This window comes from Bacillus sp. FSL R5-0416, assembly GCF_037975425.1.
Lineage (GTDB): Bacteria > Bacillota > Bacilli > Bacillales > Bacillaceae > Bacillus > Bacillus subtilis.
In genome coordinates, this window is the sequence record NZ_CP150252.1 from 2,692,144 (window position 1) to 2,717,122 (window position 24,979).

The 24,979-nt window shown below is 41.3% G+C and carries 31 protein-coding genes; 15 read left to right on the forward strand and 16 right to left on the reverse strand.

What is annotated here, in order from left to right:
• Positions 1-377: 377 nt before the first annotated feature.
• The gene (locus NYE20_RS14370) at positions 378-1,085 is read left to right on the forward strand and encodes a YrpD family protein (protein WP_021480178.1); all 708 of its coding nucleotides are present in this window, start codon (positions 378-380) and stop codon (positions 1,083-1,085) included.
• 583 nt (positions 1,086-1,668) lie between these two features.
• A complete protein-coding gene (locus NYE20_RS14375; RefSeq protein ID WP_082687850.1) occupies positions 1,669-1,746 on the forward strand; it encodes a YjcZ family sporulation protein in 78 nt (25 codons plus the stop codon).
• 287 nt (positions 1,747-2,033) lie between these two features.
• Here the strand turns inward: NYE20_RS14375 and NYE20_RS14380 are convergent, their stop codons facing one another.
• From NYE20_RS14380 to sigZ, 3 genes are all read right to left on the reverse strand, one after another.
• Positions 2,034-2,195: a hypothetical protein gene (locus tag NYE20_RS14380; protein WP_033881351.1), complete on the reverse strand. Its 162-nt coding sequence runs from the start codon at positions 2,193-2,195 to the stop codon at positions 2,034-2,036.
• A 63-nt stretch (positions 2,196-2,258) separates the two neighbouring features.
• Entirely contained in the window at positions 2,259-3,017 is a 759-nt protein-coding gene (locus NYE20_RS14385; RefSeq protein WP_046160629.1) for a metal-binding protein ZinT, read from the reverse strand.
• Positions 3,018-3,150: 133 nt separating this feature from the next.
• Positions 3,151-3,681 (reverse strand): RNA polymerase sigma factor SigZ, encoded by a 531-nt coding sequence (gene sigZ / locus NYE20_RS14390; protein ID WP_161621701.1) that lies wholly within the window; start codon positions 3,679-3,681, stop codon positions 3,151-3,153.
• 135 nt (positions 3,682-3,816) lie between these two features.
• Between sigZ and NYE20_RS14395 the strand changes: the two genes are divergently transcribed.
• On the forward strand, positions 3,817-4,797 hold the full coding sequence (locus NYE20_RS14395) for an aldo/keto reductase (RefSeq protein WP_161621702.1): 981 nt from the start codon (positions 3,817-3,819) through the stop codon (positions 4,795-4,797).
• 158 nt (positions 4,798-4,955) lie between these two features.
• Here NYE20_RS14395 and csn read toward each other — a convergent pair whose 3' ends face one another.
• Entirely contained in the window at positions 4,956-5,771 is an 816-nt protein-coding gene (gene csn / locus NYE20_RS14400) for a chitosanase (protein ID WP_014480377.1), read from the reverse strand.
• A 442-nt stretch (positions 5,772-6,213) separates the two neighbouring features.
• Between csn and NYE20_RS14405 the strand changes: the two genes are divergently transcribed.
• Both NYE20_RS14405 and NYE20_RS14410 read left to right on the forward strand, forming a co-directional pair.
• The gene (locus NYE20_RS14405) at positions 6,214-6,477 is read left to right on the forward strand and encodes a CD3324 family protein (protein ID WP_032726262.1); all 264 of its coding nucleotides are present in this window, start codon (positions 6,214-6,216) and stop codon (positions 6,475-6,477) included.
• Positions 6,478-6,613: 136 nt separating this feature from the next.
• Complete coding sequence (locus tag NYE20_RS14410) at positions 6,614-7,429, forward strand: alpha/beta hydrolase (RefSeq protein WP_070547575.1); 816 nt, start codon at positions 6,614-6,616, stop codon at positions 7,427-7,429.
• Between the two features lie 407 nt (positions 7,430-7,836).
• On the opposite strand, the gene NYE20_RS14415 is transcribed toward NYE20_RS14410, so the two are convergent.
• The 4 genes from NYE20_RS14415 to NYE20_RS14430 form a co-directional block, all read right to left on the reverse strand.
• On the reverse strand, positions 7,837-8,193 hold the full coding sequence (locus tag NYE20_RS14415) for an SH3 domain-containing protein (protein ID WP_004398671.1): 357 nt from the start codon (positions 8,191-8,193) through the stop codon (positions 7,837-7,839).
• A gap of 52 nt (positions 8,194-8,245) precedes the next feature.
• Complete coding sequence (locus NYE20_RS14420) at positions 8,246-8,605, reverse strand: SH3 domain-containing protein (protein WP_004399021.1); 360 nt, start codon at positions 8,603-8,605, stop codon at positions 8,246-8,248.
• Between the two features lie 271 nt (positions 8,606-8,876).
• Positions 8,877-8,978 carry a hypothetical protein gene (locus NYE20_RS14425; RefSeq protein ID WP_119123071.1) on the reverse strand — a complete coding sequence of 34 codons (102 nt, stop codon included), beginning with the start codon at positions 8,976-8,978 and terminating at the stop codon, positions 8,877-8,879.
• A gap of 142 nt (positions 8,979-9,120) precedes the next feature.
• Positions 9,121-9,507, reverse strand: a complete 387-nt coding sequence (locus NYE20_RS14430; protein ID WP_004398984.1) for a VOC family protein — start codon at positions 9,505-9,507, stop codon at positions 9,121-9,123.
• Positions 9,508-9,769: 262 nt separating this feature from the next.
• On the opposite strand from NYE20_RS14430, the gene NYE20_RS14435 reads away from it, so the two are divergent.
• From NYE20_RS14435 to NYE20_RS14455, 5 genes are read left to right on the forward strand one after another with little or no spacing between them, the layout of a single operon-like run.
• The gene (locus tag NYE20_RS14435) at positions 9,770-10,015 is read left to right on the forward strand and encodes a spore coat protein F-like protein YraG (RefSeq protein ID WP_003229845.1); all 246 of its coding nucleotides are present in this window, start codon (positions 9,770-9,772) and stop codon (positions 10,013-10,015) included.
• A gap of 17 nt (positions 10,016-10,032) precedes the next feature.
• On the forward strand, positions 10,033-10,401 hold the full coding sequence (locus NYE20_RS14440; RefSeq protein WP_009967868.1) for a spore coat protein: 369 nt from the start codon (positions 10,033-10,035) through the stop codon (positions 10,399-10,401).
• Between the two features lie 18 nt (positions 10,402-10,419).
• Positions 10,420-11,556 carry a zinc-dependent alcohol dehydrogenase gene (locus NYE20_RS14445; RefSeq protein WP_021480189.1) on the forward strand — a complete coding sequence of 379 codons (1,137 nt, stop codon included), beginning with the start codon at positions 10,420-10,422 and terminating at the stop codon, positions 11,554-11,556.
• Between the two features lie 18 nt (positions 11,557-11,574).
• Positions 11,575-11,772, forward strand: coding sequence for a hypothetical protein (locus NYE20_RS14450; RefSeq protein WP_021480190.1), 198 nt, complete (start codon positions 11,575-11,577; stop codon positions 11,770-11,772).
• A 15-nt stretch (positions 11,773-11,787) separates the two neighbouring features.
• On the forward strand, positions 11,788-12,087 hold the full coding sequence (locus NYE20_RS14455) for a spore coat protein (RefSeq protein WP_003246006.1): 300 nt from the start codon (positions 11,788-11,790) through the stop codon (positions 12,085-12,087).
• A 261-nt stretch (positions 12,088-12,348) separates the two neighbouring features.
• Here NYE20_RS14455 and adhR read toward each other — a convergent pair whose 3' ends face one another.
• A complete protein-coding gene (gene adhR, locus NYE20_RS14460) occupies positions 12,349-12,771 on the reverse strand; it encodes an aldehyde stress transcriptional regulator AdhR (protein WP_004398725.1) in 423 nt (140 codons plus the stop codon).
• 160 nt (positions 12,772-12,931) lie between these two features.
• On the opposite strand from adhR, the gene NYE20_RS14465 reads away from it, so the two are divergent.
• From NYE20_RS14465 to yraA, 3 genes are all read left to right on the forward strand, one after another.
• Positions 12,932-13,126, forward strand: a complete 195-nt coding sequence (locus NYE20_RS14465; RefSeq protein ID WP_041850119.1) for a hypothetical protein — start codon at positions 12,932-12,934, stop codon at positions 13,124-13,126.
• A gap of 129 nt (positions 13,127-13,255) precedes the next feature.
• On the forward strand, positions 13,256-14,305 hold the full coding sequence (gene adhA / locus NYE20_RS14470) for a formaldehyde dehydrogenase AdhA (protein ID WP_041850120.1): 1,050 nt from the start codon (positions 13,256-13,258) through the stop codon (positions 14,303-14,305).
• 133 nt (positions 14,306-14,438) lie between these two features.
• Positions 14,439-14,948: a cysteine protease YraA gene (gene yraA / locus NYE20_RS14475; protein ID WP_003229836.1), complete on the forward strand. Its 510-nt coding sequence runs from the start codon at positions 14,439-14,441 to the stop codon at positions 14,946-14,948.
• Positions 14,949-14,989: 41 nt separating this feature from the next.
• Here yraA and sacC read toward each other — a convergent pair whose 3' ends face one another.
• The 7 genes from sacC to levR all read right to left on the reverse strand — a co-directional run bounded on the left by sacC (position 14,990) and on the right by levR (position 22,771).
• Positions 14,990-16,993 carry a levanase gene (gene sacC, locus NYE20_RS14480; RefSeq protein WP_249385615.1) on the reverse strand — a complete coding sequence of 668 codons (2,004 nt, stop codon included), beginning with the start codon at positions 16,991-16,993 and terminating at the stop codon, positions 14,990-14,992.
• Positions 16,932-17,063 carry a hypothetical protein gene (locus NYE20_RS14485; RefSeq protein WP_223497671.1) on the reverse strand — a complete coding sequence of 44 codons (132 nt, stop codon included), beginning with the start codon at positions 17,061-17,063 and terminating at the stop codon, positions 16,932-16,934. Before NYE20_RS14485 ends, sacC begins: the two co-directional genes overlap by 62 nt.
• A 116-nt stretch (positions 17,064-17,179) precedes the next feature.
• Entirely contained in the window at positions 17,180-18,007 is an 828-nt protein-coding gene (gene levG / locus NYE20_RS14490; protein ID WP_003229834.1) for a PTS fructose transporter subunit IID, read from the reverse strand.
• 21 nt (positions 18,008-18,028) lie between these two features.
• The gene (levF, locus tag NYE20_RS14495; RefSeq protein WP_003229833.1) at positions 18,029-18,838 is read right to left on the reverse strand and encodes a PTS fructose transporter subunit IIC; all 810 of its coding nucleotides are present in this window, start codon (positions 18,836-18,838) and stop codon (positions 18,029-18,031) included.
• 16 nt (positions 18,839-18,854) lie between these two features.
• Positions 18,855-19,343 (reverse strand): PTS fructose transporter subunit IIB, encoded by a 489-nt coding sequence (levE, locus tag NYE20_RS14500; protein WP_004399158.1) that lies wholly within the window; start codon positions 19,341-19,343, stop codon positions 18,855-18,857.
• On the reverse strand, positions 19,343-19,783 hold the full coding sequence (gene levD, locus NYE20_RS14505) for a PTS fructose transporter subunit IIA (RefSeq protein WP_038829661.1): 441 nt from the start codon (positions 19,781-19,783) through the stop codon (positions 19,343-19,345). Before levD ends, levE begins: the two co-directional genes overlap by 1 nt.
• A 180-nt stretch (positions 19,784-19,963) precedes the next feature.
• A complete protein-coding gene (gene levR, locus NYE20_RS14510; protein WP_161621703.1) occupies positions 19,964-22,771 on the reverse strand; it encodes a transcriptional regulator LevR in 2,808 nt (935 codons plus the stop codon).
• Positions 22,772-23,327: 556 nt separating this feature from the next.
• Between levR and NYE20_RS14515 the strand changes: the two genes are divergently transcribed.
• Together NYE20_RS14515 and NYE20_RS14520 are read left to right on the forward strand one after the other, a co-directional pair.
• On the forward strand, positions 23,328-23,468 hold the full coding sequence (locus NYE20_RS14515) for a hypothetical protein (RefSeq protein ID WP_121517033.1): 141 nt from the start codon (positions 23,328-23,330) through the stop codon (positions 23,466-23,468).
• 38 nt (positions 23,469-23,506) lie between these two features.
• On the forward strand, positions 23,507-24,895 hold the full coding sequence (locus NYE20_RS14520; protein ID WP_032726277.1) for an amino acid permease: 1,389 nt from the start codon (positions 23,507-23,509) through the stop codon (positions 24,893-24,895).
• Positions 24,896-24,979: the final 84 nt, after the last annotated feature.

Here is a 24,979-nt window from a genome sequence, read left to right on the forward strand (position 1 = left end):
TAAATGAAAAAGACAATCTCCTGAAGAGAAACATGAACTAAGAAGCGGGCTTAAAAAGCCCACTTTTTTTCTAACAAACAATTGAGTTATACACACATATCTGATTACAGTGTTTTCTCTCTTTCCCCTCTTATTTCTACCCCCTCTCTATAGCTTTTCTATTTCAATAAAACACAAGCCTCGATTGAAAAGTTATCGTAACATTTACACTTCACAGGACATTTTTCGAGATTAGAAATCGACCGTTTGCCAGATGCACAAAGTCATAATGTGTAAATTCTGTATCTATGTGCATGTTTATTATGGAATTATTTTCATAATGTTTTATAATACAAGATGATAGCGTTTTCTAATTATAATGATAGGGGGAAATAATGATGATGAAAAAAGGTCTGCTTGCGGGTGCGCTTACGGCAACCGTGCTTTTTGGCACATGTGCAGTAGATATGCCGGGTATTATTAGTCCAAAAACCGCAGAAGCTGCATCACAGCTAACTGATGGAATCGGCGGGAGGGCTTACTTGAACAGTAATGGTGCCATTCTTGTTACGAAAATCCAGCTTCCTAGCTCCACTCAGGTTTCAAACGGGACAGCCTACATCTACTCTGGTTTTAGCGGAGGCACAGAATCCGATATTGGGCTTCAGTACAGTGATAAATATAATGTATGGAAACCATATATGAAAGTTGGTTCAAAAGGACAGGATCAGGTTCAGTACCTCGAAGGAGGAAGCCAATTCACGAATACGAAAGGCTTCCGTCCCGGCAGCACCGTACAACTTACCATCTACAAAAACCTTAACGGCAATACCCGCGCTACATACTGGGGCACGAACAATGCCGGATACAACGGCCGTCTCATCTCAGAAATCAGCAAAACAAATGTCGGCTCCATCTCAAAATGGAAAGCGCTCGCTACAGTTGCAACAACAGGGTCACGCCAATCTATCAAATCAAATTTTTCAACTTCTTTTACAAACATCACCATCGACAACAAAGCAATAACACCTGTAATTGATACACAAGACTTCGCTAAAGTAACAGTCTCAGGCAACAGTGTCAGTTTATCCGTTGTCAAAAATTAAAACATGTTAAACATACAATGCGTTAGGCTATTGAGAAGCTCTCGATAGTCTTAAAGGGTGCTTAACATGCCCCTTTTTTCATTTCAATTTAACTTTCAGTTAGCTTCGGTACATGCCGTCTATCTCCGTCTTTTATCTGGGTGAAGTAAGGAGCAGCTCGCCCCTTCTGAACCTGTTCCATTTGCTCTAACGCAAAAGGTGTGCATCACTGTCTTAAAAATGTTAAAACAAATGGCAGATGGTGCACTTTATTTTTAGATGAGGCATGCTTACGCTCGATATGCAAGTCAAATGATTAAGGGTCTGCAAGAGAGAGAAGTTTTGGGTGTACTTTCATAAAAGAGGGATGTCTTCATATAGCTCGATTGCACCAGGAAGATTAACCAGCGATTGGCCGAGAACAACACATCACTTTGAAACGGATTCATTCCAAAATGATAAGTATGATCCAATAACTAATAAAGATTAATTAGCAGTCCAGCCTAGGCTAAAATATATTTTTATATCAATTAAACTAGCATCACTATCGAATAAGCTCGATCTGCATATCATGTACTATCCTCTTTTAAGGAAGGGTGATGTTATGAAGTCATTTCCATTAATTGTAGTGCTATTCATACTATTAATCATCGTTGGGACATCTTTCTTCGGTGGCTATTAAGAACTCACCTTACCTCATATCCATCAGACGCCATAAGAAATCTTTATGGCGTCTGTTTTTTATTAGATTTAAACAAAACCATTAAAGTGGGGCCATGCAAACACACCTATGGAGATTACTGCCACGACTTCTTTGTGAGGGAAATATCCTTCCCTTTATGGACTATTGTCGATCAAAAGAGAAAGTTGAAATACCTTTTTATGGTGAGATGAATCGAGGCTTAGACATATAAAAAACCGCAAAGCTTTCTTGAAGAAGCTTTGCGGTCTTTGGGTCTCTTCTTTGCTTCATATAAGCCAATAGATTTCAAGCGTAATCCACTGCCATACATCCAATGATTTTTTATTTTGAAATAGGTTTCTTCTACTCTTCCTGTGAGATGACTCAAGGTATGCCACGTCACAATAATGTGGCGGATCCTGAGTGGTCTCAATCAGTTTTTTCCCCATTCTATCAATTCTCCACAGAAAAAAATGGCTATGGCAGAAAAACTTTCATAGAGTAATCATCATTTAATGAGCCATCATCTCATGGGCAATATCGTGTCCATCCATTTTTGACGGGTAGTAGGTAGGCCAGTTTTTGACTTCATCAAGTAAAGCTTCACGGTCGTCCCCCCAATAGAGATGGTAATGACTAGCTTTAGTCGGGTAAATACTATGATCACTAAACTGAATATACTGAGGCAGCCCTTCTGCTTTTTTAGCTAGTTTGAATATGTATCTTACCCCTCTATTGCCCGCATCATAGGTTAGAATTTCGTATCCGTCATACGTATACTTACCAGAATATTCTTGTCCATTTTTGAAGAACGTTACAGTATCTTTCTGGATTACAATACGGTCAACATCTGTTTGATAGCCCTTTTTATAATACTCTTTATATTCTTCAGCTGTCTTGCCGCCTTCGTGTTCTGATTTATATGAAAACACTTCGTCAAGAGTACCATCTTGCAGGTATGGATATACAGATTGCCAATCTCCTTCCCAATCAGAAAGTAAGCGATCCTTTACTTGGCTGTTTTTAAAATAGCCTTCATATATTTTTTCTGTTTCTTTATCATGCGCATGACTATGATCGTGAGAATGTTCGTGTGTATGACTGTCAGATGTTTGCTCTTGCGTTTTGGAAGAGTCTTCTTCAACTGCTGAGGAGGATGATGTTGTTTTATTAGACTCACCTGCAGAAGAACCGGAAGTCTGACATCCTGCCAAAACTAGTAATGAACCAATCGTTAATATGCCTAGCGGCTTTGAAAATAAAATGTTCATTCCAACACTCCTTTTTTATTAAATCGAAAACGTTACGATTTATATTATACATACATCTCTTACAAACATCAAAGGGAAAATGCTCTTCATGCGGATGGCCTATTTTAAAGGAATAACTGACTTTGTTCATCAGTTATTCCTTTAAAATACGAAAGTCTACGATATTTCCATATCGATCCGCTTCAATATGACAGCACCCCTCAAGCAGCTGTTTTAATTTTCTCCGTCCGCGTTGTACCCTTGATTTTGCTCCCGAGTAAGAAATGCCGAGCTTTTCACTCAACTCTTTTTGTGATAACCCCTGGAATTCAGTTAACTCGAGAGCCTCTCGATACTTTTCAGGCAACCGTTTGATGGTCGATCGAATACACACAGCTGCTTCCTTGGTGAAATTTTCTTCCTCTGCACTGTCATTAAAATGTAGAACATCAGGCAATATTTCGCTTGTTTTTTTTGTACGGTAAAAATCAATAATCGTATTTCTAGTGATCCGATAAATCCAGCTGTCGATCTTTTGTTCATTGATCAGATTTGGGAGATGCACTTGTATTTTCATAAATACGATTTGCAAGAGGTCATCAACGATAGATTGATCGTTAACCCTATGTGAAATATATGTTTTTAACGGCTGATGAAATTGATCCCATAGATCCTCTATATTCATTTGAAAAAACCTCCTATAATTTTGCGTCTGCTTTACATTTGCTTCGTCTTTTTAATCGTAACAAAGAGCGAAACAATTGTTGAATCAATTGTATTGCAGCTGTTGCAAAAAATAATGATAAAGGAGAGGTTTGTTGTGGAGTATACCTATTTAGGGAGAACAGGATTGCGGGTGAGCCGTTTATGTTTAGGCACGATGAATTTTGGAGTTGATACAGACGAAAAGACTGCGTTCCGTATCATGGATGAAGCGCTTGATAACGGCATTCAATTTTTTGATACTGCCAATATTTACGGCTGGGGCAAAAACGCAGGATTGACAGAGAGCATCATTGGAAAATGGTTTGCACAAGGAGGACAGCGCCGCGAGAAAGTTGTTCTGGCGACAAAAGTATATGAACCGATTTCTGATCCGAATGACGGACCAAATGATATGAGGGGCTTGTCTCTATACAAAATCAGACGTCACCTGGAAGGATCACTGAAGCGGCTTCAGACAGATCATATCGAATTGTACCAAATGCATCATATCGATAGGCGGACACCGTGGGATGAGATATGGGAAGCTTTTGAGACTCAGGTTCGCTCCGGCAAAGTAGACTATATTGGATCCAGTAATTTTGCAGGTTGGCATTTAGTTAAAGCGCAAGCTGAAGCTGAAAAACGGCGATTCATGGGACTCGTCACTGAACAGCATAAGTATAGTTTATTAGAACGAACAGCTGAGATGGAAGTGCTGCCGGCTGCACGGGATCTTGGTTTAGGAGTAGTGGCGTGGAGTCCCCTTGCAGGAGGGCTTCTTGGCGGGAAGGCATTGAAAAGCAATGTCGGAACTCGTACAGCAAAAAGAGCAGATTTAATTGAAAAACATCGTTTACAACTCGAGAAATTTTCAGATTTATGCAAAGAACTAGGAGAAAAAGAAGCAAATGTGGCTTTGGCATGGGTGCTGGCAAATCCTGTTTTAACTGCTCCGATCATCGGACCACGAACGGTTGAGCAGCTGCGTGATACGATAAAAGCCGTTGAAATCAGTCTGGATAAGGAGATTCTCCGCATGTTAAATGATATCTTTCCCGGACCTGGAGGAGAGACACCTGAGGCATACGCCTGGTGATACATTCATTACTCAATACTGACATTTTTCTTAAATATTTATACTGAACTATCATATTAGGAAAGACAAGAGCTTGTTTGTCTCTTGTCTTTTCCACATCATGCTGAAAATGCTGGCTAAACATCGACAAAAACGCTGCCGTTTTATTCATTTAATGCTTATTTGATTACGAAATTACCGTACTCGTTTGAACGAACATGAATCGGTCCGTTTAAATTGTAGTTGTTCTCCTTGGCGATAGATCGAAGCACGTCCACACGGGCAACTGATTCTCTCCATTCGTCACGGGTGTCATGATTGGCCGGATTCATCAGATCGTCATAGCGTACGTCCAAGAATTTATTTAACCACTTCTTCTCGTCTATTCCGTCTTTAGGTGATCCGCCCGCTTTTTTGTTCGTACGTTTAATCAAGGCATAAAAAGAGTCAGGGTCATCACCATCGCCATGTTGAATAACCGTATCGTACATCACAGCTCTAGCCAATGCTGTTTTTAGTCCGGCATTGTCCGATCGTTTCATAGCAGGCTGATAATACAAATGGTCATTTACTTTGTCTTGAGCGGCGCGAAATTCCTTATCATTTGCAAGCGACTTCCAGGCAGAAGCGAATCCCTTGAGATTGCTTGTATCATCGCTTTCTTCCTTGGCCAGACGGCGCAATTCAGGCAGATACTTTTTCAGTTTATTATTCGGAACTGCCTTTGTGTATACTTCCACTACTTCCAATGCATCCCCGGTAGCCGTTGTAAAGCCTGCCCGTCCGCATGTATAACCTCGCCCGTCATCCAATCGCTCTACATATCCATATTGAATCTCCGTTGTGCCGTTTTCAAAGATACTTGTCAGCTGTTCCGCCCGGCGCTTTTGATCTTTATTCAGTCCCGCCGCAAAAACCGTTTCGCTCATCATCAGGGTAAAAAACATAGTGAAAACAAGTAATGAGATCGCTGCTTTTTGCATACTGATTTTCATTGCACTTCCCCTTTCTAAATATTGTAAATACAGACTCAGTATACATGAAGAGACTGCCCTATTGTTGAAAATACATCAATTTGTCAATATTTTGAATCTAAAGTAATATAGCTTGAATCTTACTCTTTTCATTGCCAATCAGCCTTAGCCCCTCTCACTGGGAAGGTCCCTTGATTTTCATACTGCTTCAACTTTCATTAACAAGATGCCATAAGGCTTTACTCTATTTTATAATGGAAGTGATCATCGAAAATCGTTAGGGAGGTGATGTAAATGGCAAGCAAGATGAGAATGCCAGATTCCGCAACGTCCCATGCAAAGCCTATTATTGGGAAGGCGATACTTTGCATGGGGTAGACTTTCTAAAAGATCGCCCTAGTAAGCTTTTCTGATATAGTGGCTTTGCACCTTATTTAACATAAAAAATAAGGAGCTGGCAGAAATGGCATATGTAAAAGCAACCGCTATTTTACCTGAAAAGCTGATATCGGAAATTCAAAAGTATGTTCAAGGAAAAACAATATATATCCCTAAATCTGAATCCTCTCATCAAAAATGGGGTGCGTGTTCAGGAACAAGAAAGCTGATCGATGACAGAAACGCTTCTATTAAAAAAGCATTTAAAAACGGCAAAACCATTCATAATTTATCTGATGAATATCACCTCTCTATTGAAACAATAAAAAAAATTGTCTACTCTAAATAAACAAAACGGAAGCACTGATGAAATATAATCAGTGCTTTTTTTATGGCGAGTTTGTTTCTTAGTTATTTCCTGCATATGAACATTTTGGCCAATTGTGTAAAGTTAAAGGAGATGAGAAGAAAGGAAGGTCCTACAAATGACGATAAACAATGGAACGTTGCAAGTACCTGGAGCGAACATCCACTATAAAGTGCGTGGCTCAGGTCCCATCATTCTTTTGGTCCACGGCGGAGGCGGTGATGCCGACAAGTTCCATCATATTGCCAATCATCTGGCTAACAGGTACACGGTTGTTACTTATGATCGCCGCGGCCATTCCCGCAGCAATCTCGCCAATCAGATTGAGGATTACCGTGTGGAAACACACAGTGACGATGCTCACCGTCTTCTAGCCAAAATCACCAATAAGCCGGCATACGTATTTGGAAGCAGCTCCGGGGCTGTTATCGGGCTTGATCTGTGCATACGCCATCCCGAACAAGTACATGTCATGATCCCACACGAACCAATCTTATTGCAGCTTCTGCATGGAAATGAGCTGAAACAAGCCGAGCAATTTATGGAAGACCTTAAGAAAAATCATCGAAGTGAAGTCATTAAGTTAATGTCAAGATTAGAGACAGACGAACAATCAAATGCTGTGCTGACAAAGCGGCTTCTCGGCAATTCAACGTATTTCACTGAGTATGAAATTCAAGGAATTCTCAACTATACATTAGATTTCGAAGCATTAAAAACAGTGTTTACATCTTCACCGATGAAGGTACTCCCAGCTGGCGGAAGTGCTTCTCGGGAGCTTTTTCCTTATCGTTGCGCGAACGCCCTAGCGGAACAATTGAAAACAGAATTGGTTGAATTCCCTGGAAATCATACGGGGTACACAATATACCATAAAGAATTTTCTGAGAGGTTACACGACATGTTAGAAAAAGAAAAGAAACATACGTGTTAAGGATTAATTAAAATTTTCATAATAGGACAGGTAAAACTAACTATGGAATTAGAGAAGATTTCACGAAGCGTAAAAAGAACTTTTCACTAACGAGAACGCAATGTGAGATGTTTAACCAAAGTGATATTAGGAATTTCATCGAAAAATAGGTTTGTACATTACGTTCTCCTATTGATTATTTCCTATCTTAATTCCGTATTTATACCATTAGATTACAACTCTAAAGCGGCTCGTTATTTTGTCCTCAACAACAACCAGTGTCTAACATCATGAATCTCTTTTGAAAATCACCACAAATGCAGGTATGGAAGACTTCATCGCAACAAAAACCATACCAACTATTGTTGTTGGTATGGTTCGTCCTAGATAGGCCCTTAAGAAGAGATTCTATTGTACGGAGTATTTAGCTAATTGCATTTGTAACCGACAGGGCCGTCTGATCCTGTGTACACATATGTGTCAGACACATATCCAATATTCACGACACCCCGGGAATCTTTCCACTGGATTTGGTCCCAGATATTACTCGTTCCATACTTCCCTGTAACAGTCGTTCCATAAGCGTAACAATAATAAGGAACACGGGAGCCGCTCGGAATGGAAAGCATAATAGGATAATTTGTACCAGGACCGCTGCGCATATTGACAGGCGCACCGCTGCTTGTTGAGACAGTAAAGTATTGAACGGCAAGTGCCTGACTGGAAAAAATAAATAATGATGCAATCATAACGGTTAACATACTCAGCATTTTCAGTTTAGTCAATGTCATCCCTCTTTCTTCAATTCCTTCATTTTAAGAAACGATAGAACATATGCTACCAGCTGCATTTAGGAACAACCGGACCGTCTGAGCCTGTATACATATATGTATCAGAGACAAATCCAGGAACGATCTCCCCGCTGGCAAGCGTCCGCTCTGTGTAATTCCAAATATTGCTCGTTCCATACTTTCCAGTTACAGTTGTACCGGTTTTGTAGCAATAGATCGGGATGCGGGTTCCGCTCGGAATGGTCGTTACAATTCCCCAACTTGTACCTGGGCCGCTGCGCATGTTGACAGGAGCACCGCTGCTTGTTGAAACCGTATAATACTGAGCCGCAAGTGCATGGCTAGAAAAAATGAACACAGATGCAATCATCACCGTTAGCATACTTAGCCTCTTTAACTTATTCACCTTATACCCTCCCCTTATAAATGCCGTACGTTTGACTTTCTTACATCCAGTTAAGGATTTACTTTCAGATACCATGCCCCCTCCCCTCCCATATATTTATCAATGTACCATAAACTAGATCTTTCAAAAGTGGAATTATTCCTATGTTTTCGACAATTAAGGATACAAAATAAATGGTAGTCAGGCTTGATATTGATGGTGTGTTACATTTGGCTCTTAATCATTTGTCCAGTCGGTAATCACGATTGACAATCAGGAAAAAGGACATGGATCAAGCGGCTTCGTTTCCACCAATTAACTCAATCAGTGTACTGCTTCCTTGTATCCACGCTTCTTCTCGATTCATAGATACTCCACCTTTTTCACCAATCAAAAACGGACACCATACAAATCAGCGTAAATGCTGCAAGTTCAGTGTCCGCAACCTATTATGACTTTGCTTTCTTTTACCAGGGCGTATAAAAATGATTAGGTACGTTATCAAACGTTATTCTATGATTTTGCGAGTCGAAAAATCATAACATTTTATATATTTCAATCAGATTATGATCTGGATCTCTGAAGTGAGCAACTCGGGCACTCCATTCCTTGCGATCATGCGGTTTATTCTCACATTTAACTCCTTTTTCGTGTAAATCGTCATACGTTTTATCAACATCTTCTACCTTAAACTGAAGCAAAAATTTTGATTGAGCTTCTCCTTCCAAGGACTTTTTTTCCTCTCCAACGATTTCAGCCATCGTTTCTCGAGATAAAAGCTCTATTTTCGTTTCCCCATTATCAAAGAGTGCATATTCCATTTCATTCTCTAACCAACTTATTGGAAGTCCTAATGAATCTTTATAAAACTCGACGCTTTTCTTAAAATCATTCACCAACAGTCTAATTTGTAACAGCTTCATATCGAGTGCCTCCTATAAAACCATACTTTTACTGGTCATCCAATTTAATGATACCAAAGAAACCTGACAGCACTATGTCAAGTTTCCATAAATAAATTTCCATACTTCACCCTTATTTCAGATTTAAGTGCAGTTTAGTCCATGTCATAAGAACGAGCAAAAACAGCGATTCTTAAAACAAAAAATGATACCGAGTGTATTTTCTGTATGCTTCAACTTCATTTCGGGAAATGTAACGTTGATAAAAGGAGGTTACATCAATATGGATCATCAAACATTGGCAGCTCATGAGGCTGTTGACTTACATGAAATCGTGAACTTTAAAACACTTTGTATAGCGAAATCAAAGTTAATGCAAGGGCTTGTGTTTGACCAAGAACTGAAGGACTTGATGGAAAAAGATGTACAGCAATCCATTCAAGACCTTACTGAATTACAAGCGGTTTATGAGCGTGCCTCATTTCAGGCCCCTGTCCCTCAAAGCCGCCCAACGCCAATCATCAATTGAAAGGAAGGTAAGCCTCTTTGAATAATGATCATTTAGACCCCATTAATTCGCTGAATGTGCCTGAACTAGCAGACACTACATTCGCGATGGATTTTCTTATACGAGCTAAGGAAGGCGTAAGGAATACTGCTGTAGCTTTGACAGAAACCGCTTCACCAGATGTAAGAGCACTGCTTCGGAAACAGCTGATGCAAGGAATTGCGATGCACCAAGAGATTACGGAACTGATGATCAGCAAAAAGTGGTTCCATCCATATGAGCTGAGCGAACAGTATAAGCTGGATCAGCTCTCTGCAAAAAACACGATCATGGTCGGCAATATGAACCTCTTTCCTGATGAAACAAATCGCAAAGGGATGTTTGACCGGACACCTGATGAACACTAACACTGGAGGTTTTACAGCATGAAGGCAGTAACGTATCAAGGCATTAAAAATGTTGTTGTCAAAGATGTCCCCGATCCAAAGATTGAAAAATCCGATGACATGATTATCAAAGTCACCAGTACAGCCATTTGCGGATCAGATTTACACTTAATCCATGGATTGATTCCTAATCTCCATGAAGACTATGTCATCGGCCATGAACCGATGGGAATTGTTGAAGAAGTTGGGCCAGGGGTTACAAAGGTCAAAAAAGGTGACCGCGTCATTATCCCTTTTACGATCGCCTGCGGTGAATGTTTTTTTTGTAAAAACCAGCTGGAAAGCCAATGTGATCAGTCTAATGACAATGGGGAAATGGGTGCTTATTTCGGCTATTCAGGGCAAACTGGCGGTTATCCAGGCGGGCAAGCGGAATATTTAAGAGTGCCGTTTGCGAATTTTACCCATTTTAAAATCCCTGAATCTTGTGAGGAACCCGATGAGAAATTAAGCGTGATTGCCGATGCCATGACCACCGGCTTTTGGAGTGTGGATAATGCCGGCGTAAAAAAAGGCGATACAGTTATCGTTCTCGGCTGCGGACCAGTCGGCCTGTTTGCTCAAAAGTTTTGTTGGCTAAAAGGCGCAAAACGCGTCATAGCAGTTGACTATGTAAACTATCGCTTACAGCATGCGAAACGTACAAACAAAGTAGAAATCGTTAATTTTGAAGACCATGAGAATACAGGGAATTATTTAAAGGAAATCACGAAAGGCGGAGCGGATGTAGTCATTGACGCTGTTGGGATGGATGGTAAAATGAGCGATCTCGAGTTCCTTGCCAGCGGATTAAAACTTCATGGCGGAACAATGAGTGCATTGGTCATTGCCTCTCAAGCTGTTCGCAAAGGAGGAACCATACAAATTACAGGTGTGTACGGAGGCAGATATAACGGTTTTCCGTTAGGAGATATTATGCAGCGAAACGTCAATATACGCTCTGGCCAGGCTCCGGTGATCCACTATATGCCGTACATGTTTGAACTAGTATCGACAGGCAAAATTGATCCGGGAGATGTTGTCAGCCATGTCCTGCCGCTTAGTGAAGCCAAGCATGGCTATGACATTTTTGATTCAAAAATGGATGATTGTATCAAAGTTGTGTTAAAGCCTTAAAAAACGGAGGTTACAGAAATGGAATACGCCTTACACGAAGTGCTTGAGGTTCAGGAAATGACTTCATTTAAGACACTTTGTTTGACGAAATCTAAAACAATGAAAGCACTGGTATCTGATCCGAAGCTGAAAGAAATCATGCAGCAAGATGTTGATATCACCACACGCCAGCTGCAGGAATTTGCCTCTATTTTATCTAATGCAAAGCACGAATGAGGAGATGAATAAATCATGAATCCTATCATAGAATATCTGACTGGCATGAATGTTCTAACAGACCAAATCATTGCTATGGACTTATTAATTTCAGCAAAAAACGGAGTCAGAAATTATGCGATGGCAGCCACTGAAGCCGGAACGCCTGAAGTAAAAGAAGTCCTTATCCGCCATTTGGAAGAAGCACTCGATATGCACGAACAACTCTCGAGCTATATGATGGAAAAAGGCTGGTACCATCCTTGGAACCCTGACGAACAAGTCAAGCTGAATTTAAAAAATATTGATACAGCCATTCAATTGCCAACCCTTTAACATACAATGACTGATTTGCTGAGGAACAGTATTGATTGGCCACAACTGTTCCTCAGCTTCAAAATGAGCACTGTTTGTTCGGGTCCTATGACCGTAAATAGATTAACCGCTTTTCTCCATCTGATCTCCGATAATGTTTGCAAATTCTCCAATCCAAATAAGGAATCGTAACCACCTCTTTTTATGCGATCTCTTGATGGAGAAAACAGGCCAGAATCAAAATCCTTCGTTTTAACCTGCTCTCTTCAAACGCAAGGAATGCTACCTTCTTTGCTCCACTGATCCGTGAAGACTTTCCGTTTTAGGCCTGCTTTTGAGCTTTGCCTCGTTTTCGCGCAATTTCCCATCATAATCTTTAATTTTTGTGTCTAATCTTTTAATTGTTTCATCAATTTCTTTCCGCTTCTCTATCAGCCGCTGTCGTTCGTCAGCCAGGATATTTTTTCTAGCTTCTACTGTACGGTCACCTTCGGTAAATAATGTTGTATATTCAATTAGCGCTTCTATCGATAGTCCCGCATTTCGCATGCATTTAATGAATTCAATCCATTTGATATCTTCTTCATCATAGTCGCGAATGCCGCTGTCTTTTCGTTTTACAGGCGGGATTAATCCTACACGTTCGTAATATCGGAGTGTTGCGGCTGTCAGGCCAAACTGCTTTGCCACCTGAGCAATATTCATGATCTTCACCTCTCTATCCTGTATGTTGTGAAGGTAACACTTAAAGTTAACTTTAAGTCAAGCTCAAAACAAGTGCTGAATCTGGGTTTATATATTCGGGACTTGCCTTACTCTATACTTCTCCATGCAATAAAAACAGGTTAGACGGAGGGATTGCTGAATGGCAAATAAACAAACTGCCGGAAGAGAACAATTAGGAGAATTTACGCCAAAGTTTGCTGAACTTCATGATGATGTTCTATTCGGTGGCATTTGGGCAAGAGAGGAACAACTTTCACCCCGGGATCGCAGCATGATTACAGCTTCTGCATTAATTGCTGACTGTATCTCACCTTATAAATCAGGTTCATTTTAAATGGTTTTTTAAAAAACCCTTGCCTTAAAGCAGACTTTAAGGTTTATCGTTATGTTGAAGACACCATAAAACATAAATAAGTGCATGTTTTTATTTACAACACTTATGATGAAGAAAGGATAGGTTCATATGTGTAATCAACATCAAACCCGTGTATTAAGCGTGTCACATGCAAAAGCCAAATTTGAACAAACGACGATTGAGCGAAGAGAATTACGGCCGCACGATGTCTTAATCGATATTAAATTCAGCGGTATTTGCCATTCAGACATTCATAGTGCTTTTGATGAATGGGGCGGTGGCATCTTCCCAATGGTGCCTGGACATGAAATAGCCGGTGTTGTAACAGCCGTTGGAACAGAAGTCACCAAGTTTGCTGTCGGAGACCGCGTTGGTGTCGGCTGTTTTGTTGACTCTTGCGGAGAATGCGAATACTGTCTCATCGGAGAGGAACAATTCTGCACGAAGGGTGTTGTTCAAACGTATAACTCAGTAGACTACGACGGAAACCCCACTTATGGCGGGTACAGCCAAAAAATCGTTGTCACTGACAGATTTGTTGTTCGAATCCCAGATCGTTTGGAAATGGATGTTGCCAGTCCGCTGTTGTGTGCAGGTATCACAACATATTCTCCGCTGAAACACTGGAATGTTGGCCCTGGTAAAAAGGTTGCGATTGTAGGCGTGGGTGGCCTTGGACATTTGGCGATTCAATTTGCACATGCGATGGGTGCAGAGGTAACCGTTCTGAGCCGCTCCATGAATAAGAAAGAGGAAGCTCTGGAACTCGGGGCAAATCATTACTTTGCAACAAGTGACCCAGCCACATTCACTGCATTGGCCGGGCGTTTTGACGTGATCTTAAATACGGTATCGGCAAATCTCGATGTAGATGCCTATTTATCATTGCTTCGTATAGACGGGACACTTGTAAACGTTGGAGCTCCTGCCAAGCCGGACACATACAGTGTGTTTTCCCTAATCATGGGGCGCCGCAGCATTGCAGGTTCTCTAGTCGGCGGAATTCAAGAAACTCAAGAGATGCTGGATTTCGCAGCTGAGCATGGCATCGAACCTAAAATCGAAGTCATCGGAGCTGACCAAGTGGACGAAGCATACGAACGTATCCTCCGAAGCGATGTCCGTTATCGATTTGTGATTGATATTTCCACATTGTAATAGGTTAGTCCTTATATGGGGCTGACCCGCTTTTATTGAAACTCACGAAAAACGATCTCGTTAAGCAAATATTTTGAAGGCCGGTCAATCTTCCTGTTATTCTATGAATAGAGAGTTATTAGGAGGGTTTTTTATGAGCAAAAAAATTGCAGTTCTTGTTACAGACCAATTCGAAGACATCGAATATACAAGTCCGGTAAAAGCATACGAAGAAGCTGGCTACAGTGTTGTGGCTATCGATTTGGAAGCCGGCAAAGAAGTTACCGGTAAGCATGGCGAGAAAGTAAAGATTGACAAAGCCATCTCTGATGTGGATGCAAGTGACTTTGATGCACTTTTAATTCCTGGGGGATTCTCTCCGGATTTGCTTCGTGCAGATGACCGTCCGGGTGAATTCGCAAAAGCATTTGTCGAAAACAAAAAACCTGTTTTCGCAATTTGCCACGGCCCGCAAGTACTGATTGATACGGATCTTCTAAAAGGCAAAGATATCACAGGCTACCGCAGCATCCGCAAAGATTTAATCAATGCCGGTGCAAACTACAAAGATGCAGAAGTAGTCGTCAGCCACAACATTGTCACAAGCAGAACACCTGATGATTTGGAAGCATTTAACCGCGAATCTTTAAACTTGTTAAAATAACGAGAAGGCACAGACTGTTCGGGTCTGTGCCTTTTTTAACATTAAGACTCCTTCTTTACATTCTGAAAGACAGCAGTCGCGTCCCACACATTCAAGCCAAATTGGCCTTCAGAATATGCGGAATCATGTGCATCAATCACAAGACGATCATTTAAATAGATTTTAAAGCGATCGCCCTCGGCCTCTGTTTTCAGATGATACTTTTTATTAACGTCTATCGGTGTTTTGTATTCAGCAATGACAGAAGCAGCACCGTTCTCAAATTTAAAGAATTTCACTAGGTCATGCTTCGCATCCACATTGGCAAGGTAACCGTTTTTGGCATCTTTGTCAGAGCGAAACATAAGTGCTCCTGCCCCTCTTCCGTTTCCATCCTTAATGGTGATATCAGATTCATAAGTGAAGTCTGACCCGGATGCTGAAGACAAGATAAAGGAATCTCCGTCCGACCTCCCTTGTTTCCCCTCAATTGTGTCGGCCCATGTGCCATTTACAGTCGTCCAGCCGGTCAAATTGGACATAAAAGGTGACGTTCCCCATACCTTTTTCAAAGGGTGTATCGTTAAAGATTTTACCTTTACACCGCCATTTGCAGCATATAATTCAAGCCCTTTGCTTGATCGGTCTGGGAGAATAATATCCGTTATGACCTGCTTTCCGTCATTCCCAAATACTTCAACCGAAGAGCGGTCAACAAAAATGCGCATCTTAACCTTCCCATTTACCGGCTTCAATGGGGCTGTTTCTTTTCCGGTGTTAAAGGCCGGATTAAAGGTGTTGTTGCCCGACTCGCTCCGGTCAACGAACAATTTGGCGTTCCTTCGGTCATAGCCGACCTTCGTAAATTGATTTTCACCTGTTCGGACCTTAAAACCAAATTCAGCAGCTGAACCAGGGCTTACTTTAAATTCTGCATTTATTTCATAGGCATCTCCAGATTGCCCTGCTAACACATTATGACTTGCAGGCGATATGGTCAGATTCTTCCACTTCTTAGAGGTCCCGCGAATGGTTTCCAGCTCTTTCACTGGTGTTTGGACCACTCTAACCCCTTCGGTAAACGCTTTCAATTTTAACTCTCTTGGAATGGACGTTGCACTTCTCCATGGGGATGTCGGAACATCATTCGCATATTGCCAATTGCTCATCCACCCTAACCATAGCCGGCGGCTGTCTGTTGATGGAATATCGGACCAGGATACAGCCGCATAAAAGTCTCTGCCGTAATCCGTCCAGAGAACTTTGTTTGACGGGTTTTCATTTTTAAAATGAGTTCCATCAAAGTCCCCTACAAAATATTGCATGCCTGATCCTCCCGAGACCGCTCCGTTTCCGACACTGACCTGCATGACCCATTTCTTTTGATTCGGATTGCCGTCTACCGGAAGCTCAAATAAATCCGGGCATTCCCATACTCCCCCGTGGCTTCCTTGATCCTGTCCAAATTCACTTGCATACGTCCACTGCTTCAGATTTTTTGATGTATAAATGAGGATACGGTCACCGGCCGCAAGCACCATTACCCACTTTTTTTCTTTTTCATACCAAAAGACTTTTGGATCGCGAAAATCTTTTTTACCCGGGTTTGGAATGACAGGGTTGCCAGCGTATTTCGTCCATGTTCTTCCTTTGTCGTTGCTATAGGCAATACTTTGCACTTGATGGCCTTCCCGATCCTGTGTATAAATGGCCACAAGCGGCTTCTCTTTGCCTGTTTGAAAACCGCTTGTGTTATTTTTATCTACAACTGCGCTTCCAGAAAAGATCGTGCCTTTTTCATCCGGATACAGCGCAACAGGAAGGTGTTCCCATGTAACCAAATCTTTGCTGACGGCATGCCCCCAATGCATGGGCCCCCACTGAAGCCCGTATGGATGGTATTGATAGAACAAGTGATATTCCCCGGCATAATATACCATTCCGTTTGGGTCATTCATCCAGTTTGCCTCTGGTGTGAAGTGGTATTGAGGACGGTAATCCTCATCATAGTAGCTTGAATCGGCTGCATCTGCCGAAAATGCCATAGTCAACAGCAGGGTGAACATGATCATGACTTGAATAAGTCTCTTTTTCATTTGTTCCTTCGCTCCTCTCTTCATGTTTGAACACTTTCAAGAGAGACTGCTAAGCAAGCTGGTCCGTTTCTGGCAATTCTCCTCTGTTTCGCTGTTATCCGAATGATTTATATATGAAAAGACTGCTGCAGTTTCTCTCTTTTTCCTTCACACACCTTATGCTAAGAATCCAGCCCAATACCCGAGAATCCCGATGACAAAGATGCCGCAAATAATGAGAAGAGGATTCACCCCTTTGCGAAGCATCCATGCCACCAATAACGTTAATCCGAGAGGCAGCGCACCCGGCATAATGCTGTCTAACACGTTTTGTACAGTTTGAACATCTACTTTTCCGCTTTCATCCTTAATCCTGGATACAACGATTGGAATGTTGATGGTGGTCCATTTGGACACGAGAGCCCCCATAACAAATAACCCGAGAATCGAAGCGCCCTCTGTAAGCTTTTGAATGCGATTCCCCGCTAAATCCTGAAGAATCTCCATTCCTTTCACATAGCCATACTTTAATCCATAATATTTTGTGCTTAATCTTATGGCATTCAGCAAGAAAAAGAATAGCAAAGGGCCGGCAATGTTTCCTCCTAAAGCAAGGGAGGCTCCTAGCGCAGCCAAGACAGGACGAATCGTTCCCCAGAAAATTGGGTCGCCTACGCCCGCTATTGGTCCCATCAAACCAATTTTCATTCCGCTTATCGCTTTTCCGTCAATTCCTTTATTGTTCGCCATTTCTTCTTCCATGGCTGCCGTCACGCCAAATATAGGCGCTGTCAGCCACGGATGTGTATTAAACCATTCCAAATGCCGCTGCAAGGCTTCGTTTCTTTTCGCTCCGGGACCGTACAATTTTTTGATCGCCGGTATCATGACATAACAATATCCCATTGCCTGCACACGTTCGAAGTTAAAGGAACCGAGTAAAAAATTTGAACGAATAAACATGCTGAAAATTTCTTTCTTCGTTAATCGTTTTTCTTTCTCCATTTTTTCTTCCCCCCTCATCGTTTAGGCATCAAGATCATCATCATCGTCATCATAAACAGCAACACTGCCACTGTCTGATGCGGCCGCGACTGCTCCGTGAGCGCTTTGTTTTTGCATCACCTGCTGGTATAAAAGCGCCAGACAGAGACCAAGGGCTCCAAATCCCACTAAGTTAAAATCGGTAAACGCCGCTAATAAGAAACCAATATAGAAAAATGGCTTTAAATAAGGAATATTCATCATATTGATCACCATGGCATACCCGACAACCACAATAATGCCTCCGCCTATTTGCAGTCCTTTTGTAATGACATCAGGAATATTTCCCAGGAACGCCTGAACAGCGCTGACACTAATTAAAGCAACAATCAATGTAGGAATCATGACGCGCAAAGCTTGAAACACCATCGCGGTAATATGCATAATTTCAATTCCTTTTATATTTCCCGCTTTTGCATATTGATCAGCGCGGTGGATGAAAAAGACAGTGATCGTCCGAACAAAAATCGTCAGCGCCTGACCCGCAGCTGCTAAAGCAACAGCAACAGCAATCCCTTCGCCAATTCCCTGATCAGCGGTAATAACTAAAATGGTTGAGATGACAGAGGCGATCGCTGTATCAGGTGCCATGGCAAGCCCGACGTTCATCCAGCCGAGCGCCATCAGCTCCAGTGTGCCTCCAAGAATAATTCCCGTTTTTAAGTCCCCGAGCACCAAGCCAACTAACGTACAGGCCACAAGCGGACGGTGTGTCTGCCCTTCATCCAATACACTTGCGATTCCGGTGATTGCTGCAATGATTAACAACAAAATAATTTGTAATGAAGACATATTCTCATCCCCTTGATTATTTTGTTACGTTCCGTAAAATCTGTACAAAATCCTCACTGGCATCTGAAGGCAGCTGCCTCAATTCCAGTTTCACGCCCTTGTCACTTAATGTTTCAAATGCCTTTATATCTTGTTCTGTGACACTGACTGATTTTGTGATTTGCCTGCGGTGATTTTCAAAACGCATTCCCCCGACGTTTACGGTTTTGATCGGTACACCTGCTTCTATAAGAGATACAATATCGGACGGATTTTCAAACAAGAGCATTGCCGTTACCCCTTCGTAGCGCGGACTATGAAATGCTTTTGCCATTTTAGAAACCGAGACGGCACTCGCCTTTACATTTGAAGGCGCAACAGAAAGGATCAGCGTTTTTCTCATTTCGTCCTGAGCAATATCGTCGGAGACAACGATGATTCGGTCGGCTGCATGGACTTTTATCCACCTTGTCAGGATTTGGCCGTGAATAAAGCGGTCATCAATTCTTGCTAACACAATGTTCATCATAATTCATCCTCTCTTGTATCTTGATTGGCTGTTTTTACTTTTTCTAAATGTTCACTGCACACTTGAAAGCTTTGCTGACTCATTGCTTTTAAGTTGTTCAGCAAATCTTTGAGAGCCAGATGTTCTCTCAGGCTTAATACCTCCAGCAGAATCGGCAGGTTTACGCCGGCTGCCATATCCATTCTTTGATCCTTAGCAATAAAGGAAGCTGCCGCGTTATATGGCGTCCCTCCAAAAATATCGACTAAAAAAAGCACTTCATGTTCTTCCGGGATATCCTTGAGCGCCTGATGATATTTTTCTTGCAGCGTTTGTATTCCTTCCCCTTTAAAAAACGGCACTGCAATCAGGTTATTTTCTTCACCGAATATCATCCCTGAAGACTCTTTTAATGCTATGGGAAAATCTCCATGACCGCTGATAATAACTGAAATCATATCTATTGCTCCTTTCCTGTTTTGTACATCCATATATAATGCAAGGATCGTGCCAACAAAGTTGTGTTAAGCGTTTTCATTGTTATTTCAGCCAATCGCAATTTGTTGTTGAAACACGTTAAACGAAAAAAATAAACCTGTATTAAAATGGTGTTCCATTTAATACAGGTTCATATGTTTTCAAAACAGCTGGCCATGCACCTCTTCAGCAAATATGGCGGCTATGAATAATTTTTCATCATCACTTATGCGAAGGCTGAGCTTTTCTTCATAAGGGGCTAATGTTCGCTCTGTCACGTACACCATTTCCTTCAGCTGATCATTGATCTCTTCTTCCTCTGAGAAAGCGATCGGATTTTGCTTAATTACCCTTTCAAAGGCGAAAGCCGTGTGCATAATGACTTTGATCAAAACCGCATTATTGAAAATGACCCCCAGCTCATCTTGAACGGTTTGCAGCCACTCCAATAACATTTCGATCACATGATGGGGATTCAAGAAGACAAGGTATTTTTTCAGGCTATCCTCGCAAAGCTCCCTAACAATAATATTTGCTTCGTTCAATCCATTGCTCAAGGGGATGCTTCCTTTTGTAATCGCCTGTTGAATCAGCTTCTCTCCCTCCCCTTCAATTAACACTTCTAAAGATACATGTGGAGCATTGATTTTAGGGTCTTTCGTTCCGACTGTCGCAAGGATTTCATACTCTTTTTCGATTTCTTTTATGCTGTTGGCCAGCTTAATCGATGATACGGTCAATATGTGAATCGGTGTATCATAGGCCTTGTTTACGATCGTGGTTAGAATGTCTTCCAGCTTTTTGGCCGTCCCGCTGCCCGTGGTGCAGATGGATACCAATGCCTTCTTTTTGCCGGGTGCCGCTGGCTGACGCTCCCACAACTCGATAAAATCCTTCGTGACCGATTGATAGATCGCATGCAAATTTAAATTCAAATAGTTGACCTTTCTGACAGCATCCAGCACCATTGAAGTCGTAACATTGCTGATCGTTTTAATAGAAATACCTGTCTTTTCCTCCAGCCTGCTTTCCAGCATTGCAAGCGACCCCATATCTACCAGCATTAAAACACCTTCGCCTTCATCAACCTGTTTCATTTTTTCTGCTACGCATTCAAGAATGTCCGAAGGTGAAACAGTAAGCGGCATGTCAACTGCTGCAATCGGCGTACTCCCCAGCAGTTCTGTCGCGACTTCAACCATTGAACTCGCCGTGCTGTTTCCATGAGCAGCCACGATAATACCGACTCTTTTGTTCTCCTTTAACGATTTGATGGAATGAATTAACATCGTTAAGTAGATGACTTCTATTTCAGGAATAGCCACTTTAAAATATTCCTGAATTTTATCTTTAAAAATCAACGCCACCCGATATTCTTTCACATGAGTATCACGAATTTCATCTGTCTCCTGTGTATTCAAAACATCAATTTGCTTTCCTCGCTTTAAAAATGCGTCAATATGCATACTCAAGAAATAAATAAACTTACGGTCAAATGTGCAATCAAGCTCATGTTCAGCTATTTCTTTTAACTGTTTTGTCATTTGAATCACATCATCTTCAACGAATGTCAGCAGGTTGTCTTTTTGAAAAGCTTGATGATGAAAAAAACTTCTGACATGCAAATGGACATCAGTCAAGATGTACTGGTTAATATCCTTTTTGGATAAACCTTCTTTCATAAGCGTTTTCACTTTTTCCTCAATCAAATGATATAAGTTAAATGAGAGGTCTTCGTCAATTTTTGTTGTTTCATCTTCTACAATCGGAGAGATAATCGTTGTAATATTGACATATTCAGAAATGGCTTTGCTTCTTTGCATGTTTTTGCTGCTGGACATCCATTCTTGCTTGATTTCATCAGGCAGATCGCGAACAGTCAGTTCAATAACTTCATTTCTGTCAAGGTTATGCAAAAATCCGTGTGCGCAAACTAACTGGACATTTGATTTCAGCTGTCCGACATTCCCAAATTTCGCAGAGTGAATAAGCGCATTATAGACATCGATATGCACACTCAGATTCTTCTTAATTCGCTCTGCTTCTTTCCCTAATAAAAACGTCGTCAGATCCACTCTTTCTTTAAGCGATCGTTCTTCAAGCGAAGGAATATGAATGGTCATTGGGATTCTTCGCAAAAACGTTTTCAATAGTGCAGAACTCGGATTTTCTGTAGTCGCACAAATAAACAATACGTTCGATGTTCGTTTATGTTCAGATTCTCCAAGCCTGTTATAAGAACCGCTGTCAATAAAATAAAACAGCATTTCTTGTCCCTCGGGAGGGAGACGGTGGATTTCATCCATAAAAAGAATGCCCCCATTGGCCTGTTCGACTAAACCCGCCTTATCCTCGGCAGCACCTGTAAATGAACCTTTTTTGTGTCCGAATAATTGAGAAAGCAATAATTGAGGATTGTTGTAGTAGTCTGCACAGTTAAATGTAATAAATGGTGCGCCGGCCTTCAATATGTCAGAGTAAATGGCAAACTGGTAAATTCGGTTCGCAAAAAGGGATTTACCGGAACCAGTCGGCCCTAGGAGGAGCATATGCAGACCGTTCGGCGGATAAAAGACAGCTGCTTTTGCCTGGGAGATCGCTTTCTTCAAACTCCCTTTTGCCCCTATCATAAGCTCTAGGGGATTCGTGGAAATGTGTTGATGATTTTGCTTTGAATTTCCGGAAAACGCCTGAAGGTCTTTCACTTCCATCATCTCTGTTTCCCATTTCTTGTTGAATAATTTTTCTGCTATCTCGACTGGGATGTATCTTACAGGAAACGTTTTAATTTTGATGACCTTTTTGGACCGGACGAGATTGTTCAATTCAAAGCTGACATTGGACCGCTCCATTTTCAGCTGCTCGGCAATCTCCTTTGCTGAATTCCCTTGTATTTTTAAAAGATGATCTAAGGTTGAATCATGAAAATTATGCTTGAGCTGATGGTATATTTTATCTATTCTTCTCACGTCTATCATCCTTTGTCCTTATTAGATAAGCCATTAACAAGAATATTTCGAAACTTTATAGTCCGCGTTGAGATTATCTGCTGATACACGTTTAAAAAGGTCTCTATAGCAGATTGACAAAACTGGCTTTTATGCGTATATGTTTACATTTTGAATCATTTGCATCTCATATTAGTATGATAGATGCTCAGTTCTGGAGGGCCAGTCCCCTTCAAAAGTAATAATCAGTAAACAGTTTATCATTCTCGGGGAATGTAATGATGTCAAAATCATCAATGACAAAAAATGAATCTTATAGATCATGACAAATTACCTAAATATAACCCCTTAAGTTCGTTCACAACTAAAAAGACGGACACTCTATGTGACCGCCACAGTATTACAATTTGCAAAACTTCGTCATTTTTGCAATCCACTTTGAAGGTTAAGAAATCTGTAAGCTTAAAAACTTTATCTCCGATTCTCTCGATTTGATCCCCCCTGCAGGTCTCAAACATAGTGGGTATGCAATTATACAAATCGTTACTGATTAAAACTAGCCTGTCAGATTGTCCAAATGACTTTCCTGTTTTACTCTGCTATTCAGGTAGAATCACGAGTGAAAAATAGAGCCAGAAGACATGTAACAGCACTTAAAATAGTTTTAAAATTTAAAAATAAAAGTATCTATTCTTTTAAATGTTATAATATCCGATAAAACTTTACTCATCTTTTTATTACTGGAGGAAAATAAAATTGATAGGCAATTCTAGCAAAGACAATTTTGGCCAGCAACAGAAATTGTCTAGAGGCCTTAAAAACAGGCATATACAATTAATGGCGATTGGAGGTGCAATCGGTACAGGTTTATTTTTAGGTTCAGGTAAATCCATCCATTTTGCAGGACCATCCATTTTATTTGCTTACTTGATCACCGGCGTATTTTGCTTTTTCATTATGCGTTCGCTCGGAGAACTGCTCTTATCAAATGCGGGATACCACTCTTTTGTTGATTTTGTAAGGGACTATTTAGGAAACATGGCAGCATTTATCACTGGGTGGACCTACTGGTTCTGTTGGATTTCCCTCGCGATGGCTGATTTAACGGCGGTCGGCATTTATACGCAATATTGGCTTCCCGATGTGCCTCAATGGCTGCCGGGTCTTCTTGCGCTTATTATCCTGCTGATCATGAACCTTGCCACCGTTAAACTTTTCGGAGAATTAGAATTTTGGTTTGCATTGATCAAAGTCATTGCCATACTGGCTCTGATCGTAACTGGCATTTTCCTGATTGCGAAAGGTTTTTCCGCAGCTTCCGGCCCTGCCAGCCTCACCAACCTTTGGAGCCACGGCGGCATGTTCCCAAATGGATGGCATGGGTTTATCCTATCGTTCCAAATGGTCGTCTTCGCTTTCGTGGGTATTGAACTTGTTGGACTGACAGCAGGTGAAACAGAAAATCCCCAAAAAGTGATCCCTAAAGCCATCAATCAAATCCCTGTCCGGATTTTACTTTTTTATGTTGGCGCACTTTTCGTGATTATGTGTATCTATCCTTGGAATGTGTTGAATCCAAACGAAAGCCCATTTGTTCAGGTCTTCTCTGCAGTAGGCATCGTTGTGGCTGCCAGTTTGATCAATTTTGTTGTATTAACATCAGCCGCATCAGCTGCAAATAGCGCTTTATTCAGCACAAGCCGAATGGTCTATTCACTTGCAAAGGATCATCACGCACCTGGACTATTAAAGAAATTAACTTCTTCTAACGTGCCAAGCAATGCGCTGTTCTTTTCATCCATCGCCATTCTGATTGGCGTTAGTCTGAATTATTTAATGCCCGAGCAAGTCTTCACACTGATTACAAGTGTTTCTACAATATGCTTCATTTTTATTTGGGGCATCACGGTGATTTGCCATTTGAAATATCGAAAAACAAGGCAGCATGAAGCGAAAGCAAACAAATTTAAAATGCCTTTTTACCCATTATCCAACTATTTAACACTTGCATTTCTCGCGTTCATTCTTGTCATATTGGCACTCGCGGATGATACACGTATTGCTTTGTTTGTCACCCCGGTCTGGTTTGTTTTATTGATTATTTTGTATAAGGTGCAAACCCGCAGAGGACATAAGATGAAATAAAAAAAAGACAAGGGATACTCACTCCCTTGTCTTTTTTATGGGTCAAACACTAAATTAAACTTTGGTTGCAAATTTCATTCACTT

What these genes read in the sequence shown, in the direction of transcription:
- NYE20_RS14370 (WP_021480178.1), top strand. Translation starts at nt 378, where the DNA reads ATGATGAAAAAAGGTCTGCTTGCGGGTGCGCTTACGGCAACCGTGCTT.
- NYE20_RS14375 (WP_082687850.1), top strand. Translation starts at nt 1,669, where the DNA reads ATGAAGTCATTTCCATTAATTGTAGTGCTATTCATACTATTAATCATC.
- NYE20_RS14380 (WP_033881351.1), bottom strand. Translation starts at nt 2,195, where the DNA reads ATGGGGAAAAAACTGATTGAGACCACTCAGGATCCGCCACATTATTGT.
- NYE20_RS14385 (WP_046160629.1), bottom strand. Translation starts at nt 3,017, where the DNA reads ATGAACATTTTATTTTCAAAGCCGCTAGGCATATTAACGATTGGTTCA.
- sigZ (WP_161621701.1), bottom strand. Translation starts at nt 3,681, where the DNA reads ATGAATATAGAGGATCTATGGGATCAATTTCATCAGCCGTTAAAAACA.
- csn (WP_014480377.1), bottom strand. Translation starts at nt 5,771, where the DNA reads ATGAAAATCAGTATGCAAAAAGCAGCGATCTCATTACTTGTTTTCACT.
- NYE20_RS14405 (WP_032726262.1), top strand. Translation starts at nt 6,214, where the DNA reads ATGGCATATGTAAAAGCAACCGCTATTTTACCTGAAAAGCTGATATCG.
- NYE20_RS14410 (WP_070547575.1), top strand. Translation starts at nt 6,614, where the DNA reads ATGACGATAAACAATGGAACGTTGCAAGTACCTGGAGCGAACATCCAC.
- NYE20_RS14430 (WP_004398984.1), bottom strand. Translation starts at nt 9,507, where the DNA reads ATGAAGCTGTTACAAATTAGACTGTTGGTGAATGATTTTAAGAAAAGC.
- NYE20_RS14435 (WP_003229845.1), top strand. Translation starts at nt 9,770, where the DNA reads ATGGATCATCAAACATTGGCAGCTCATGAGGCTGTTGACTTACATGAA.
- NYE20_RS14445 (WP_021480189.1), top strand. Translation starts at nt 10,420, where the DNA reads ATGAAGGCAGTAACGTATCAAGGCATTAAAAATGTTGTTGTCAAAGAT.
- NYE20_RS14450 (WP_021480190.1), top strand. Translation starts at nt 11,575, where the DNA reads ATGGAATACGCCTTACACGAAGTGCTTGAGGTTCAGGAAATGACTTCA.
- NYE20_RS14455 (WP_003246006.1), top strand. Translation starts at nt 11,788, where the DNA reads ATGAATCCTATCATAGAATATCTGACTGGCATGAATGTTCTAACAGAC.
- adhR (WP_004398725.1), bottom strand. Translation starts at nt 12,771, where the DNA reads ATGAATATTGCTCAGGTGGCAAAGCAGTTTGGCCTGACAGCCGCAACA.
- NYE20_RS14465 (WP_041850119.1), top strand. Translation starts at nt 12,932, where the DNA reads ATGGCAAATAAACAAACTGCCGGAAGAGAACAATTAGGAGAATTTACG.
- adhA (WP_041850120.1), top strand. Translation starts at nt 13,256, where the DNA reads ATGTGTAATCAACATCAAACCCGTGTATTAAGCGTGTCACATGCAAAA.
- yraA (WP_003229836.1), top strand. Translation starts at nt 14,439, where the DNA reads ATGAGCAAAAAAATTGCAGTTCTTGTTACAGACCAATTCGAAGACATC.
- sacC (WP_249385615.1), bottom strand. Translation starts at nt 16,993, where the DNA reads ATGTTCACCCTGCTGTTGACTATGGCATTTTCGGCAGATGCAGCCGAT.
- levG (WP_003229834.1), bottom strand. Translation starts at nt 18,007, where the DNA reads ATGGAGAAAGAAAAACGATTAACGAAGAAAGAAATTTTCAGCATGTTT.
- levF (WP_003229833.1), bottom strand. Translation starts at nt 18,838, where the DNA reads ATGTCTTCATTACAAATTATTTTGTTGTTAATCATTGCAGCAATCACC.
- levE (WP_004399158.1), bottom strand. Translation starts at nt 19,343, where the DNA reads ATGAACATTGTGTTAGCAAGAATTGATGACCGCTTTATTCACGGCCAA.
- levD (WP_038829661.1), bottom strand. Translation starts at nt 19,783, where the DNA reads ATGATTTCAGTTATTATCAGCGGTCATGGAGATTTTCCCATAGCATTA.
- NYE20_RS14515 (WP_121517033.1), top strand. Translation starts at nt 23,328, where the DNA reads ATGACTTTCCTGTTTTACTCTGCTATTCAGGTAGAATCACGAGTGAAA.